Below are 15,240 nucleotides of genomic sequence, written 5' to 3'. Positions count from 1 at the left end.
GATCGTAATGAGGAACACCATGAACGCATTTAATCCCGCACAGTTTCGCGCCCGGTTTCCCGCCCTGAGCGATGCTGGCGTCTATCTCGACAGTGCCGCGACTGCGCTGAAACCGCAGGCCGTGATTGACGCCACGACACAATTTTACAGCCTGAGCGCCGGTAATGTGCATCGTAGCCAGTTTGCCGAAGCGCAACGCCTGACGGCACGCTATGAAGCGGCCCGCGAACGGGTTGCCGAATGGCTTAACGCGCCGGACAGCAAAAACATCGTCTGGACACGCGGCACCACCGAAGCCATCAATATGGTGGCGCAAAGCTATGCGCGACCACGCCTGAAACCTGGCGATGAAATCATCGTCAGCGAAGCCGAGCATCATGCCAATTTTGTGCCGTGGCTGATGGTGGCGGAGCAGACCGGCGCCCGCATCGTTAAACTGCCGCTGGGCAGCGATTGCCTGCCGGATGTCGCCCGCCTGCCAGCGCTCATCACCCCACGCAGCCGCATTCTGGCGCTGGGACAAATGTCGAATGTCACCGGCGGTTGCCCCGATCTTCCGCAGGCCATTCGCCATGCGCATGCCGCAGGAATGGTGGTAATGGTGGACGGCGCGCAGGGTGCAGTGCATTTCCCGGCGGATGTGCAACAACTGGATATCGATTTCTATGCCTTTTCCGGGCACAAACTGTATGGCCCGACCGGTATTGGTGTGCTGTACGGTAAAAGCGAACTGCTGGAAGGCATGTCGCCATGGCTCGGCGGCGGCAAGATGATCACCGAAGTGACCTTCGACGGTTTCAAAACGCAGGCGCTGCCTTACCGGCTTGAAGCCGGCACGCCGAACGTCGCCGGGGTCATTGGCCTCAGCGCCGCGCTGGAATGGCTGGCGGAGGTGGATCTGGTACAAGCCGAAAGCTGGAGCCGTGGGCTGGCAACACTGGCTGAAGCCGAACTGGCAAAACGCCCCGGTTTCCGCTCATTTCGCTGTCAGGATTCCAGCCTGCTGGCGTTTGATTTCGATGGCGTGCATCACAGCGACATGGTCACCCTGCTCGCCGAATACGGCATTGCGTTGCGGGCCGGGCAACATTGTGCGCAACCATTGCTGGCAGCGCTCGGCGTCAGCGGTACGCTACGCGCGTCATTCGCGCCCTATAATACACAGGATGATGTCCATGCGCTGGTCGCCGCCGTCGACCGCGCCCTTGAACTACTGGTGGATGAATGACAAACCCGCTCTACGCCGGACACCCGTTCGGTACCACCGTCACCGCAGCGTCGTTGCATCAGCTTTTCACGCCATTACAGGCATGGGAAGACAAGTACCGCCAGCTGATTTTGCTGGGTAAGCAGTTGCCCGCCCTCTCAGATGAACTGAAAGCGCAGGCGAAAGAGATCGCCGGTTGTGAAAACCGCGTCTGGCTGGGTACAGTTGTGACGAATGACGGCAAACTGCATTTCTTTGGCGACAGCGAAGGGAGAATTGTGCGCGGTTTACTGGCGGTATTGCTGACAGCAGTGGAAGGGAAAAGCGCGGCGGAGCTGCTGGCGCAGGATCCGCTCACGCTGTTCGACGAACTGGGGCTTCGCGCTCAGCTCAGCGCTTCACGCAGCCAGGGGCTGGCTGCGTTGGGCGAGGCCGTGAGCGATGCGGCGCGCCGGCATCAGGCCTGACGCGCTGCTTTTGCCATCATTTTTTTGAGGGCATGGGAGACCGCGACAAAACCAAAGGTGGCGGTCACCATCGTTGCTGCGCCGAAGCCCGAGGCGCAGTCCATGCGTTTTGGCCCTTCTGCGGTGCTCTTCATGGCACAAACACTGCCGTCTGCCTGCGGGTAAACCAGCGCTTCCGTTGAGAATACGCAGTCCACGCCCAGTTTGCCTTTGCTGTTTTTCACCACGCCATACTCGCTTTTCAGCCGTTCGCGCAGCTTAGCCGCCAGGGGATCCTGAATGGTTTTCGCCAGATCGGCGACCTGGATCTGCGTCGGGTCGATCTGCCCGCCAGCCCCGCCGGTGGTGACCAGCGGCACTTTATAGCGACGGCAATAGGCAATCAGTGCCGCTTTTGGCCGCACGCTGTCGATGGCATCGATAACATAGCTGTACCCGGCGCTCATGTACTGCGCCACGTTGTCAGGGGTAACGAAATCGTCGATGACGTTCACCCGGCACTCCGGGTTGATCTGGCGAATGCGGTCGGCCATTACCTCAGCTTTGGCGAGCCCTACATTGCTGCCGAGCGCGTGGATCTGGCGATTGGTGTTGGTGACGCATACGTCATCCATATCAATTAATGTGATCGCACCGATACCGGTACGCGCCAGCGCTTCCGCCGCCCAGGATCCGACACCACCAATACCCACCACGCAGACGTGCGCATCGGCAAACCATTGCAGCGCATTTTCACCGTACAAACGTGCCGTGCCGCCAAAACGCTGACGCCAGGCATCGCTGATTACCACAGACATAAGACCTCAATTAACCGCTAAAGACATTGCCGGCTCCCGGGGCGTTTTTCAGCACCCAGACGCGACCATAGTGATTGTACCATCCTGCGCGGTGTCCGGCATCCGGACCAATGCCCTGGTAGATATCAAAGTGCTGGCCTTTAATCGCCCCGCCGACATCCAGCGCCACCATCAGACGTAGCTCGTACTGGCCGTTGAATTTACCGTTGTTGTCGAGCAGCGGCACTTCCGCCAGCAGTGTAGTTCCCGCCGGAATAATGCTGCGGTCAGAGGCCACCGACGCACGACCAATCAGCGGTACGGCGCTGGCGCCTTTCACCGGCGCGAAGGATTGCGGCTTGAAGAAAACGAAGGACGGGTTCTGCTCCAGCAACTCGCGCACTTCCGCTTCGCTGTGCGTTTCGCCCCACTGGCGGATGGCCTGCATCGACATATCTTCTTTCTTCACTTCACCGCGATCGATCAGCACTTTACCGATGCTGCGATATGACCAGCCGTTTTTCCCGGCATAACTAAAGAAGTTGAGCGGTGAACCATCACCGAAATCGATATAACCGCTGCCCTGCACATCCATAATAAAGTTGTCCATCAGCGAGTTACTGTATGCGAGAACGTAGTTGTCGCTCAGTGCACCAGCATAGATCTCGGCGCGGGACGGCAGGCGGCCGCGCTTCGGCGGCATGCGGTAAATGGGATATCTGAACTCCCCTTGCGGCGTGTGGCGTGCCTGCACGACCGGCGTGTAGTAACCAGTGAACTGCACGTTACCGTAGTTATCAGCGCCCTGCATCTGCCAGGCGTCGATGCCGTACTGGCGCAGCGTGCGGGTATCGCCGCCAGAGCGGAGCCATTGCTGCACGGCGTTATAGACATTACTTTGGCTGCCATAAAGGCGTGGCGAGGCGTCGCGGACCTGATTCACCTGCTCTGCAAAATCACCGGCATTGATTGGCGCGCCAATGGCGTCAGGCTGGTTAACCAGTGAGAAAGGTTGCGTGAATTTCCCGTCACTGTACTGCTGACCGCGGTCGGTCGGTTTAGAACTACAGGCTGCCAGTAGTGTCAGCAGCGTTCCCGTTACCAGATATTTTGCCCAACGTCCTTTCATGATGTCTCATCTTTTACTTAAGCCGAATCCGTGATGAAGATAACAAACCGTCAGGGGTAAAGAAATGCGCTGGCGCGGTCAAAACGGAATTCCGCGCACAAAACAGACAATCTGACAGGTTTTTGCGCAATTACCTGCAAAGTTAACCCTTTAGTTAAAAAAAAGGTTGCAACAGAAAGTCAGCAGAGTATAGTGCGCATCCACGGACGCGGGGTGGAGCAGCCTGGTAGCTCGTCGGGCTCATAACCCGAAGGTCGTCGGTTCAAATCCGGCCCCCGCAACCAATTAAAATGTGAAGAAAAGTTTATACGAAGTATAAAGACGGACGCGGGGTGGAGCAGCCTGGTAGCTCGTCGGGCTCATAACCCGAAGGTCGTCGGTTCAAATCCGGCCCCCGCAACCAACATTTTAATCGTGATGCCGTAAACGCAATGAACACCCTGACGGGTGTTTTTTTGTTTCTGCACCTGGCAAAAAATAGCGCCTTTCGGCGCCATCCTGTTAACCTCGTCTTGCCAGCGTCGCGCCATCGGCGAAGTAGGCTTTAATTCCCGCCAGAATCGACTCTGCCACCTGTTGCTGGAAGGTCGCGGTTTTCAGCTTGCGCTCTTCTTCAACGTTACTGATAAACGCCGTCTCAACCAGAATCGACGGGATGTCAGGCGCTTTCAGTACCGCAAAGCCCGCCTGTTCCACCTGATTCTTATGCAGGTCGTTGATCTTCCCGAGTTTCTGCAGTACCGCCTTGCCAAATTTCAGGCTATCAGAGATGGTCAGCGACTGCACCATATCAAACATCGTATGATCGACATAACGATCACCACTCTTACTCACGCCACCAATGAGATCCGAGGCGTTCTGCGTTTCCGCCAGGTATTTTGCCGCAGTACTGGTCGCGCCTTTGGTAGAGAGCGCAAACACCGACGAACCGCTCGGCTGGCGGCTGGTGAACGCATCCGCGTGAATGGAGACAAACAGGTCGGCGCGCTGCTTCTGCGCCTTCGCCACGCGTACTTTCAGCGGAATGAAGATATCCTCGTTGCGCGTCATGAACACCTTCATATTGCCCTCTTTCTCGATGAGCGCCCGAAGGCGGCGGGCAATCTGCAACACCACATCTTTTTCGCGGGTGCGGTATTTCCCCACGGCACCAGAATCTTCACCACCGTGACCGGGATCGAGCATGATGACAATCGGGCGATCGCGCCCCGCTTTACCTGGCTGTGGACCACTCTGCGCAGGCGGCACCTGTTTTTCCAGATCGCCCTTATTATAATCTTCGAGCAATGCCAGCAGCGGATCCTGAATTTCCTGTGCATTAGCCGGATAGAGATCCATCACCAGTCGTTCTTTGAATCCGGCGACCGGCGCCAGCGCGAACAACTGCGGTTTAACGTTCTGCTTAAGTTCAAACACCATCCGCACCGTTTGCGGATCAAACTGGCCCACGCGTGCGGATTTAATGTACGGATCGTCAGCACGGATCTGCGCTCCCATGCCTTTCAGCACCGAGTTCAGATTGACCCCTTCGATATCCACCACCACGCGCTCAGGGTTACTCAGCGCAAACTGGCGGTATTTCAGCACCTGCGAGGATTCCACCGTCACACGTGTATAAGTGGACGATGGCCAGACGCGCACCGCCACCACCTGACTGACAGCGGCAAGGCCAAGTTGACTCACGCTTAATAACCACATGGCGCCAGCCCCCTTCAATAAACGGCGGCGGCTTACTGCTGACTGACTTCCCGACATGCTTCTCCCGAGCAAAGCAAACGAATTTAAACGATAAAACGTCCAGTTTGACCGAAAACTTTAACCAAACGTGTATAAGCTGTCATCCAGAAAAGGGTAAACATTCTTATGTTTTGCGCTTCCCGACTCAAAAATATCGTAGACCCGGAAAAATTTTAAGCTTGCACGAGACATCAAAACAGAATAAAAATACACTAATTACGAATAATCATGCATTGAGGGTTTTGCCGTGGTGAAGGAACGTAGAACCGAACTGGTTGAAGGATTTCGCCATTCCGTCCCCTATATTAACGCGCATCGGGGAAAAACGTTTGTCATCATGCTGGGCGGGGAAGCCATCGAGCATGAGAATTTTTCCAGCATTGTCAACGACATTGGTCTGCTTCACAGCCTGGGGATCCGGCTGGTGGTGGTGTATGGCGCACGTCCGCAGATTGACGCCAATCTGATCACCCATCACTACGAACCGATGTATCACAAGCATATTCGCGTGACGGATGACACAACCCTCGAACTGGTTAAACAGGCGGCAGGTACTCTGCAGCTCGACATTACCGCGCGTCTGTCGATGAGCCTCAACAACACGCCGTTGCAGGGGGCGCATATTAACGTGGTGAGCGGGAATTTTATCATCGCGCAGCCGCTGGGCGTGGACGACGGTGTGGATTATTGCCACAGCGGACGCATTCGCCGCATTGATGAAGAAGCCATTCACCGCCAGTTAGAAAACGGCGCTATCGTGCTGATGGGGCCGGTGGCGGTCTCGGTCACGGGTGAAAGCTTTAATCTGACGTCGGAAGAGATTGCCACGCAGCTGGCTATCAAGCTGAAAGCAGAGAAGATGATTGGCTTCTGCTCTTCGCAGGGGGTGTACGGCGAAGATGGTGAAATCCTGCCGGAACTTTTCCCGAACGAAGCCCAGGCGCGGCTTGAGGCGCTGGAGGCCGATGGCGACTACCACTCCGGCACCGTACGTTTCCTGCGCGGGGCGGTAAAAGCCTGCCGCAGCGGCGTACGCCGTAGCCATCTGATCAGCTATCAGGAAGACGGCGCGCTGTTACAGGAGCTCTTCTCCCGTGATGGTATCGGGACACAGATTGTCATGGAAAGCGCCGAGCAGATCCGTCGCGCGACCATCAATGACATCGGCGGCATTCTTGAGCTGATCCGCCCGCTTGAGCAGCAGGGCATTCTGGTGCGCCGTTCGCGGGAGCAACTGGAGATGGAGATCGATAAATTCACCATTATCCAGCGCGATAACACCACCATCGCCTGCGCTGCACTCTATCCGTTCCCGGAAGAGAAAATTGGCGAAATGGCCTGCGTGGCGGTGCATCCGGACTACCGCAGTTCGTCGCGTGGCGAAGTGCTGCTTAACCGCATTGCCAGCCAGGCGAAACAGATGGGGCTCAGCAAACTGTTTGTGTTGACCACGCGCAGCATTCACTGGTTCCAGGAGCGCGGCTTCACGCCGGTGGACATTGAGCTGCTGCCGGACAGCAAAAAAGAGATGTACAACTATCAGCGCCGCTCAAAAGTGCTGATGGCCGATTTGCGCTGAAGCGTTCTCCGCCGGGTAGCATATCTACCCGGCAAAAAACGCCGCCAGACCGCTGCGCCGTTCGGTACGCGCCACAATCGCCTGCGCCAACAGGTTTTCATCAGCATATAACGACAGTCGCTGACGGGCGCGGGTGATCGCGGTGTAGACCAGTTCGCGAGTCAGCAGCGGCGTGGGCTGTGCAGGCAGGATCAGCGCCGCATGATCAAACTCGGATCCCTGCGATTTATGCACTGTCATCGCCCACGCGGTTTCGTGCTCCGGTAAGCGGCTGGGCTGGAATGATTTCACCGTGCCATCCGGCATCATAAACCAGACGCGAAGCCCCTGACCGCGATCGAGCGCCACGCCAATATCACCGTTAAACAGCCCCAGCGCACTGTCGTTGCGCGAGATCATCACCGGACGCCCCTCATACCAGCGGGAATGCTTCGGCAGCGTGATCCAGCGCTGACGCGTCAGCACCCGCTCAAGCTGTTCATTCAGACCGCTGACGCCGTACGGCCCTTCACGCAGCGCCGACAGCAACTGAAATTCACCAAACGCGGCGAGGATCACCTCCGGGCTCGCGTTGTCCCGTAGGCACTGCAGATAGCGCGCATACCCGGCCTGTGCATCGTTGAGCATGGTTTCATACTCGTCACGGGTGCGCAGCGGTTTAAGAGTGATATCGTCAAAACCCTGGCGAAACGCCTGGCTGACGGCTGATTTATCGCCTTTATTGACGGCCTGCGCCAGCTGTCCAATACCGGAATGGCTGCCAAAACGGTAGCTCTTTTGCAACAGGCAGAGGCTGTCGCGCAGTCCGCCCGCGTGGGTTCCTTCCCCGGCCGGGATTTCCGTGCCGATCAGCCTGCTGATCTCTGCTGCACGCTCTGCCGTATATCCGGCGTTGACCCACGCGCAGATATCGCCCAGCACTGCTCCCGCTTCCACGGACGCCAGTTGATCGCGATCGCCGAGAAAAATCACCCGTCCGTGCGGCGGCAGCGCGTCAATCAGGCGCGCCATCATCGGTAGATCGATCATTGAAGCTTCATCGACCACTAATACGTCCAGATGCAGCGGGTTATCCGCATGATAACGCATCCGCTGGCTACCCGGTTGCGCGCCCAGCAAGCGATGCAACGTGCTGGCGTCAGTAGGGAACAGCGCTTTTTGTTCTTCACTTAACGGGAGTTTACGCAGCGCACTACCGAGAGACTCAGTCAGTCGTGCCGCCGCTTTTCCGGTTGGCGCCGCCAGACGGATCCGACAGCGTTCGTCTCCTGACATCTGAATAAGCGCCGCCAGCAGTCTCGCCACGGTGGTAGTTTTGCCGGTTCCCGGCCCGCCGGAGATGACAGAAATGCGCCGGGTCAACGCCACCGCCGCTGCCACTTTTTGCCAGTCCACGCCTTCGCCTGGCGTAAACAACCCCGCCAGTGTCTCACTCAGGCGAGTTTCATTGACGAGGATCGGTTGATTATGTTCGCTAAAGAAACGGGCTACCGTCAGTTCGTTACGCCACATGCGGTTCAGGTATAACCGCTCGCCAGAGAGAATGAGCGGCGTGGGTGCGTCGCCCTGGCTGACCGCCGGCGTCTCCAGTAGCAGATCCTGCCACTGCTGCGGATCTCCCGCTTGCGCAAATAACTGCGTCCAGATTTCGCGGGCGACGCCGTTGAGCTTTTCATCCACACACAGGCGAGACAGCGGCAGACAGACGTGCCCTTCTCCGGCGTCGCGGCTGAGGATCGCCGCCGCCAGCGCCAGTGCCGGATTCTCTTCCGGCGAAGCCAGCATCATGGCGAACTGAACGTCCAGATGGCGCAGTTGTTTATGCTCTACTGCGCTCAGCAACAGTTCGGTCATCTTCATTGCGCCACCTCCGGCGTTGTACCGGCAAACAGGTTATCCATGCCATCGACCAGCGCGCGTACCGGGCGAGTGGTAAAAATGCCCTGCCCGGGTTCACGGCTGTCCACACCGCGCAGGAACAAATAGATAACGCCGCCAAAGTGACGGTCGTAGTCGTAGTCCGCGATGCGATGACGCAGATAGCGATGCAGCGCGAGGCTGTAAAGCTGATACTGCAGATCGTAGCGGTGCGACTGCATCGCCTGCGCCATCGCCTGTTGCGTATAGGCTTCGCCACTGTCACCCAGCCAGTTTGATTTGTAATCCAGCAGGTAGTAGCGCCCGTCATGGCGGAAAACCAGGTCGATAAAGCCTTTCAGCATGCCGCGTACCTGGCGAAAATCCAGTGGCGGACAGCCCGCCGACAGCGGATCGTAATGGCGGATCAACGCATCCAGCGCCTGCGGCTCGAGCATCTGCTCAATCGGCAGATAAAACTCCAGCTCTACCTGTTTCTGCCTGGCGCTCAGTTCCCGTAGCGCAATCCCGGCGCCAGGCAACGGCGTCTGCAACACGGTGTCCAGCCACTGCGTTAACACCGGCGTCCAGCTCTCGTCATAGCCGCCTGACTGTAACTGTTCGCGCATCCACTCGGGGGAGACAGGCTGGGTAAAATCGAGTTCTTCAAACAGGCTGTGCAGGAACGTCCCCGGTGAGGCACCGCGCGGAAACTGGTGCGGCGTTAATTGCGCAGCCTCGGGGATCTCACCTGCGCCTGCGGCATCGATATCCAGTCGCGGCAGCAGATCCTGCGCCACGCTGTGACCGTGTTGTTGCAAACCGGAATAACTGGTGACGCGCCAGTCATCGCTGACGCGGCGCGTCACCTCGCGCACCGAAAGCGATGTCAGCGTTGTTTCAGGCGCCTGCCAGCGTGTGTTATCCACCGTGCCGGGTCGCATTAGCGCTATATGTTCGTTGCAGAGCGCGCGCAGGCTCGCCTCCAGACCCGCGGCATCCATCACTTCGCCTTTCTGCACCAGTCGCCCCAGCGCACTGTGATGAACATCTGTGTCGCCAGGTTTGTCACTGCGGCGGCTGGTCAGTGGTGCAATGCCGAGGCTGCAGTGCCAAATTGCGCGGGTTAAGGCGACATAGAGGAGACGCAAATCTTCCGCCAGCCGCTCAGCCTCCGCCAGTTCGAGGCTCTCTTCGCCCTCGCGTAAATCGAGCACCGCCTCAAAGGAGTGTCGGTCATGATAAAACGCCTGATCCTGCTTGCGAAAACGGGCGATAAAAGGCAGCCAGACCAGCGGATATTCCAGCCCTTTCGATTTATGGATCGTAACGATCTGCACCAGATGTTTATCGCTTTCCAGCCGCATCTGCTGGCTGGCGGCGTTGGTATCCGGTTCAGCAATATGCTGGGCCAGCCAGCGTACCAGTGCGTGCTCGCTTTCCAGTTGGGATGCGGCTTCCTGCAACAATTCGCTGATGTGCAGAATATCGGTTAAGCGGCGCTCGCCTCCCGGCGTCGCCAGCAGGTTTTCCGCCATATGACGTGCACTCATCAGCGCGCGCAGCATTGGCATAACGCCGCGCTGCTGCCATAACAGACGCCAGGCGGCAAACTCTTCCACCAGCGCATCCCAGGCAAGCTCATCCTGATTCAGTTGATCGATATCCTGCGCGTTCAGCCCAAACAGCGCGGTAGCCAGTGCGCTGCGTAACAGACTCTCGCGCTCCGGCGCCAGGACCGCCTGCAGTACCCAGAGCATCTCCTGAGCTTCCGGGGTTTCGAACACGCTATCGCGATTCGACAGATAGACAGAAGGGATCGCCAGCAAATTGAGCGCGTCGCGGATAAGCGCGGCTTCCTGGCGATTTCGCACCAGCACGGTAATATCTGACGCTTTCACCGGCTCTGGCTTTTCTTCGCGCCACAGCAGCGCCTTGCCCTGCTGCCCTGCCGTCAGCCAGTCGCGGATTTGCGTGGCGCACAGTTGCGCCATCAGCGTCTGATAATCGCCCGCGCTGACGCCATTCCCGGGCATCAGCCACAGATTCATGGCCGACTGGTTTTCTCCGGCGATTTCAAAACGCAGCGCGTGGTTTTTCTCTGCCGCGTTCACCGCCTGAAACGGGATCTCGCGGAACATGAAGGGGTTGTCCATCTGGCTGAACAGGCGATTCACGCTCTCCACCATACCCGGCGCCGAACGCCAGTTGGTGTCCAGCGTGTAGTGTGCTGTCACGTCGCCGCGCGCTTTCATATAAGTGAAAATATCCGCGCCGCGGAACGCGTAAATAGCCTGTTTGGGGTCGCCTATCAGTAACAGTGCGGTATCCGGTTGTTGCCGCCAGATACGGCGGAAAATACGGTACTGCTGCGGGTCGGTATCCTGGAACTCATCGATCATCGCCACCGGGAATCGCTGTCGGATAGCAGCAGCCAGCGCATCGCCGTTTTCACTGCGCAACGCGTCATCCAGACGGCTCAGCATATCGTCAAAACCCAGCTCGCCACGGCGGCGTTTTTCACGGGCGACAGCGTCGCGGATCTCGACCATCGCCTGCGTGATCACCAGGTCGTTCAGCGTCAGTGGTTGCGACAGCAGGGTTTCAATGGTGGTAAACAGCGGGTGTACCGGCACGTCGCCTTCCGGCTTCGTGCGTTCGCGCAGGAACGATTGCGAAAATTTCTCCAGCGCATCCGGTAGCGCGTAGCTGGTCGTTTCTTCCGCCGCCCAGGTGTTCACCTTTTCAATATATTTCGTCTGATTAGTGCGGTTAAATTTCTGCCGGTTGATGCCCGACCGCTCGATAATGTCGCCAATGTCGGCAACCGCGGCCTGCCATTGCGCTTTGACCTCATTGATTTGTGTCAGGATACGCTGATGACGAGAGGCCAGCGTTTCGTCGCTGGCAGGGGGAGATTTAATCTGCGGCGCTTCGCCCTGCAGATAGCGGTCGATGGATTTGAGCAGCTCGTGCGGCCCTTTCCACGAGGCGTGGATCACGCCAGCGATGTCTCTGGAGAGCGGGTAACAATGGCGGCGCCAGAAATCGGCACAGGCCTGGTAGCGTAGCCGGGATTCATCTTCGATGAGCTGTTGTTCAAACAGCATGCCGGATTCAAAGGCATTCAGGCTCAGCATGCGCTGACAAAAGCCGTGAATGGTAAACACGGCGGCTTCGTCCATCTGGCGCTCTGCCAGCATCAGCACATCTGCCGCATGCTGCCTGTCATCAATCTCGTTCAGCAGGCTGGTATAAAGCGGATTATCAGACCGCCCGCGCAGGCAGGCGATGCGCAATTCATGGATATTGCTGCGGATACGACCGCGCAGCTCCTCGGTGGCAGCCTCGGTAAAGGTGACCACCAGCAGCTCTTCGACGTTGACCGGGCGGGGGAAGGCATTTTCCTCGCCCAGCCCGAGCAACAGCCGCAGATAAAGCGCGGCGATGGTATACGTTTTTCCGGTGCCCGCAGAGGCTTCAATCAGGCGCTCGCCGGTAAGCGGCAGGCGCAGGGGATCAAGGGGCTCAGCGGTATCGGTCATTCATTCGCTCTCATCAGAGGTAAGGTTTGCTGCAATGTGCTGACGTTTTCCCAGACCTTCCAGCCCTGCGGGTGAACATAGTCCACTTTCCCGTTCTGGCTGCCGGAAACCTGAGAAAGTATCGCCATACCCTGCGGCTCAACCACCGTCTGATGGAAGAAATCGGCAAGTTTTTGCGGCGTCAGCAGTTTAATCTGAGCCACTACTTTATCACGTGAATCGAAACGCATATTACCGCGATCGAAATCTTTGCTGAGCTGCGACGCTTCATCACCCAACGTTTGTGGTGCCTGCGTCATCTGGGCAATCACCGCCTGCTGGATTTGCGCAAATTCTTCCGGCTTCATCGCCCGCAGTTTCGCTTCGGCTATCGGGAAGAACGCTTTATAGCGCTCCCACAGATACGCGGGTTGCTTGTCGCTGCTTTGCAGCAGGAAACCCATCCCCCACTGGCGCCCGACGTTCATCGGGAAAGCAAAGACGGCGTAGCCGAGCTGTTCTTCCGTACGCAACTGGTTGTAGAACCAGGGCTGCACAATTTGCCCCAACAGCGATGCCGCCGCCGAGCTACTGTATTCGTCCACATTTGGCGGCGCAAAAACAGCGGCCAGCGCGGAATCCGTACTGCTTCCGGCTTTTTCAAAGATGACAGACTGCTTTTTATCCACCACGACATCCTGATTACGGCACCACTCGTTGCCGTTGGCACCAAGCTCAGCCTGCACCGCGCTGGCCAGCGTTTTCGACTGCTCAGTGGTCATGTTGCCCACCACCATAAATTCCGGTCGCCCGTTGGCTTTCAGTGTGTCGCGATAACGCATAACTTCATCGAGCGTGATGGATGGCAACAGTTCGCGGCGCGTTTCCCGCTGGAAATACGGTACCTGCGACAGCATCTGGACCGGCATGATGGCCTGATCGTAGGCTTTGCCCTTCTCGGCGGAATCCATCATCTGCGCATACCAGGATTTGGCTTGATCCAGCTGTTCCTGGGTTGGCGTGTAGCTGAAATACGCTTTCAATAATTCCTGAAAAAGCTGCGGCAGCCGCTGAGTGTAGCCGTTGGCGTTGAGCATCAGGCCATTATTGGCACCAGTGGAGAAGCTGATCCCGCCGACAGCCGCCTGATTCGCCAGTTGATCGAGCGCGATCCCGGCGAGATAGTCGTTCAGGGCAAAAATCACCTGATTACGGGCGCTGGCCATCGCTTTCGGGTTGCGCAGGATCATCGTGATATCCGCTTTCGGCTCATCGGGGAAATAGCGGCTCGGCATATACACCACGCGCAGCGAGGGCTGATTTTCGATAAGCTGCGGACGATCGTATTTTTTCGCCGGGGTATTCAGCGTGAAATCGTCGGGAATATAGGGGTTGAGCTCAGGCAGACTCAGCGCAAGCTGGTTGCTTTTCTTCTGCCAGATGGCGAATTGCTCCGCGCTGATTTTATCGACCTGATACGGCGCATCGACGAAATACGCGGTTTTGTTGTGCGGCTCTTTCGGGCTGATATACCAGACGCGCGCGTTTTGCGGCGTCATCATCGCCAGACGCGCTTTCACCGCGTCGGCATCATATTTGTCGGCGATATTGACCGCATCGAGCGTGTGTTCCACCGGCACGCGGATCATGGTGTCCGCCAGCCATTCGACGTAATCCATATCGCGATTGATGGAAGGATAACGGAAATCGAGATCCAGCACGTGCGCCAGCTCGTCGAAATAGCGTTTATCAACGCCCTTTTCCCGCAGCAGATTGAGGTAGCTGAAGATCGCCGCCACCACATCGTTACGGTGAGTGAGCCCTTTGTCGGTCAGCGTGGCGGAGATCGCCAGTACGCCGCTGTTGCCGTTCACTACCGGGTCGGAATCCGCACGAATGCCTTCGACCAGACCCTGTTTTTGCAGCCAGTCCGAGAGAGTTCCCGGACTACGGTTGCCGATCAGGTAGGTCACCAGTTCGTCGGTTTTGCTGCGAAACTGCGCGGTATTGTTATCAATGCGGAATTCAACGCGCAGCACTTTGCGGGGTAGCGCAGGAACGTAATGGATGATGATCCCTTTCTGGGCATCAGTGACCACCGGTACGTTGATTTCCGGCCTTTCAATATTTTTGTTCGGTACGCGTCCGTAGGTCTCTGCCGCGAGTTGCGCCAGCACCGGCAACGGTTTATTGCTGTAAATCACCGCCTTCATCAGGTTCGCTGAGTAAAACTTGTCGCGAAACGCGAGCAGCGCATCGTGCACCGGACTACCGGGCTTGTCGCTGAGTGTTTCGAGGTTGCCGCCGGAGAACCGTGCGCCAGGGTGTGCCGGGTTGATGGTTTCTGCACTGACCTGCGCCATGCGCATCCCGTCACGGGTACGCGCCATCGTCAGTTCTGAGTTCACCGCGTTGCGTTCACGTTCGGCGTATTTTTTGTCCAGAACGGGCGCGGCAATGGCATCGGCCAGACGATCGACCGCGCCTTCCAGCGCATCGTTTTCGACTTCGAGATAAAACGCAGTACGGTAAGGCGCGGTACTGGCGTTATGGCTGCCACCGTGCATTTTGAGAAATTCGGCGAGGCTGTCCGGCTGCGGGTATTTTTTGGACCCCATCAGCGTCATATGCTCGAGATAGTGCGCGAGGCCCGGATGCGCTTCGGGATCTTCCAGCGACCCTACCGGCACCACCAGCGCAGAAAGTGATTTTACCGCCTGCTTATCGGACACCAGTAGCACGACCATGCCGTTATCAAGCCTCACGGCCTGATACTGACGGGTATCTTTGTCACTTTTGCGGATGGTTTCCTGTATTGGCTGCCATCCTGTGTCTGCCTGACTGACGGGCGCCCAGAGGGCAAAAAACAGAACAAAAACGCTAAACCAGGTGTTGCGGGGCATTCATGGACCTCATCATTAACATTGATGCCATCAATCGCGGCATCTTTTTTTGTACCACATC

General features: G+C 57.5%; 9 protein-coding genes and 2 tRNA genes. 5 read left to right on the top strand and 6 right to left on the bottom strand.

Going from position 1 to position 15,240, the window contains the following annotated elements:
• Nucleotides 1–19 precede the first annotated feature (19 nt).
• Together csdA and csdE are read left to right on the top strand one after the other, a co-directional pair.
• Nucleotides 20–1,228: a cysteine desulfurase CsdA gene (csdA, locus tag QMG90_RS05350; protein ID WP_283282909.1), complete on the top strand. Its 1,209-nt coding sequence runs from the start codon at nt 20–22 to the stop codon at nt 1,226–1,228.
• Nucleotides 1,225–1,674: a cysteine desulfurase sulfur acceptor subunit CsdE gene (gene csdE, locus QMG90_RS05345; protein WP_283282908.1), complete on the top strand. Its 450-nt coding sequence runs from the start codon at nt 1,225–1,227 to the stop codon at nt 1,672–1,674. The genes csdA and csdE overlap by 4 nt, the downstream gene beginning before the upstream one ends.
• Here csdE and tcdA read toward each other — a convergent pair.
• Both tcdA and mltA read right to left on the bottom strand, forming a co-directional pair.
• A complete protein-coding gene (gene tcdA / locus QMG90_RS05340; RefSeq protein ID WP_283282907.1) occupies nt 1,665–2,471 on the bottom strand; it encodes a tRNA cyclic N6-threonylcarbamoyladenosine(37) synthase TcdA in 807 nt (268 codons plus the stop codon). The two genes, csdE and tcdA, sit on opposite strands and share 10 nt — an antisense overlap.
• 10 nt (nt 2,472–2,481) lie before the next feature.
• Nucleotides 2,482–3,579: a murein transglycosylase A gene (gene mltA, locus QMG90_RS05335; protein ID WP_283282906.1), complete on the bottom strand. Its 1,098-nt coding sequence runs from the start codon at nt 3,577–3,579 to the stop codon at nt 2,482–2,484.
• A gap of 207 nt (nt 3,580–3,786) precedes the next feature.
• Here mltA and QMG90_RS05330 point away from each other — a divergent pair.
• Both QMG90_RS05330 and QMG90_RS05325 read left to right on the top strand, forming a co-directional pair.
• Nucleotides 3,787–3,863: transfer RNA gene (locus QMG90_RS05330), tRNA-Met, on the top strand.
• Between the two features lie 42 nt (nt 3,864–3,905).
• A tRNA-Met gene (locus tag QMG90_RS05325) sits at nt 3,906–3,982 on the top strand.
• 98 nt (nt 3,983–4,080) lie between these two features.
• On the opposite strand, the gene amiC is transcribed toward QMG90_RS05325, so the two are convergent.
• Nucleotides 4,081–5,334 (bottom strand): N-acetylmuramoyl-L-alanine amidase AmiC, encoded by a 1,254-nt coding sequence (gene amiC, locus QMG90_RS05320; protein ID WP_283282905.1) that lies wholly within the window; start codon nt 5,332–5,334, stop codon nt 4,081–4,083.
• Between the two features lie 229 nt (nt 5,335–5,563).
• On the opposite strand from amiC, the gene argA reads away from it, so the two are divergent.
• Entirely contained in the window at nt 5,564–6,895 is a 1,332-nt protein-coding gene (gene argA, locus QMG90_RS05315; protein ID WP_283282904.1) for an amino-acid N-acetyltransferase, read from the top strand.
• A gap of 24 nt (nt 6,896–6,919) precedes the next feature.
• Here argA and recD read toward each other — a convergent pair whose 3' ends face one another.
• The 3 genes from recD to ptrA are packed head-to-tail and all read right to left on the bottom strand — an operon-like array spanning nt 6,920 to nt 15,179.
• A complete protein-coding gene (recD, locus tag QMG90_RS05310; protein WP_283282903.1) occupies nt 6,920–8,755 on the bottom strand; it encodes an exodeoxyribonuclease V subunit alpha in 1,836 nt (611 codons plus the stop codon).
• Nucleotides 8,752–12,297: an exodeoxyribonuclease V subunit beta gene (recB, locus tag QMG90_RS05305; protein WP_283282902.1), complete on the bottom strand. Its 3,546-nt coding sequence runs from the start codon at nt 12,295–12,297 to the stop codon at nt 8,752–8,754. The genes recD and recB overlap by 4 nt, the downstream gene beginning before the upstream one ends.
• Nucleotides 12,294–15,179, bottom strand: coding sequence for a pitrilysin (gene ptrA / locus QMG90_RS05300; protein ID WP_283282901.1), 2,886 nt, complete (start codon nt 15,177–15,179; stop codon nt 12,294–12,296). The genes recB and ptrA overlap by 4 nt, the downstream gene beginning before the upstream one ends.
• Nucleotides 15,180–15,240: the final 61 nt, after the last annotated feature.

The sequence above is a fragment of the Trabulsiella odontotermitis genome (genome assembly GCF_030053895.1).
Taxonomy (GTDB): domain Bacteria; phylum Pseudomonadota; class Gammaproteobacteria; order Enterobacterales; family Enterobacteriaceae; genus Trabulsiella; species Trabulsiella odontotermitis_C.
Note: the sequence above shows the minus strand (reverse complement) of the source record. Positions and strands in the feature narration are given on the sequence as shown.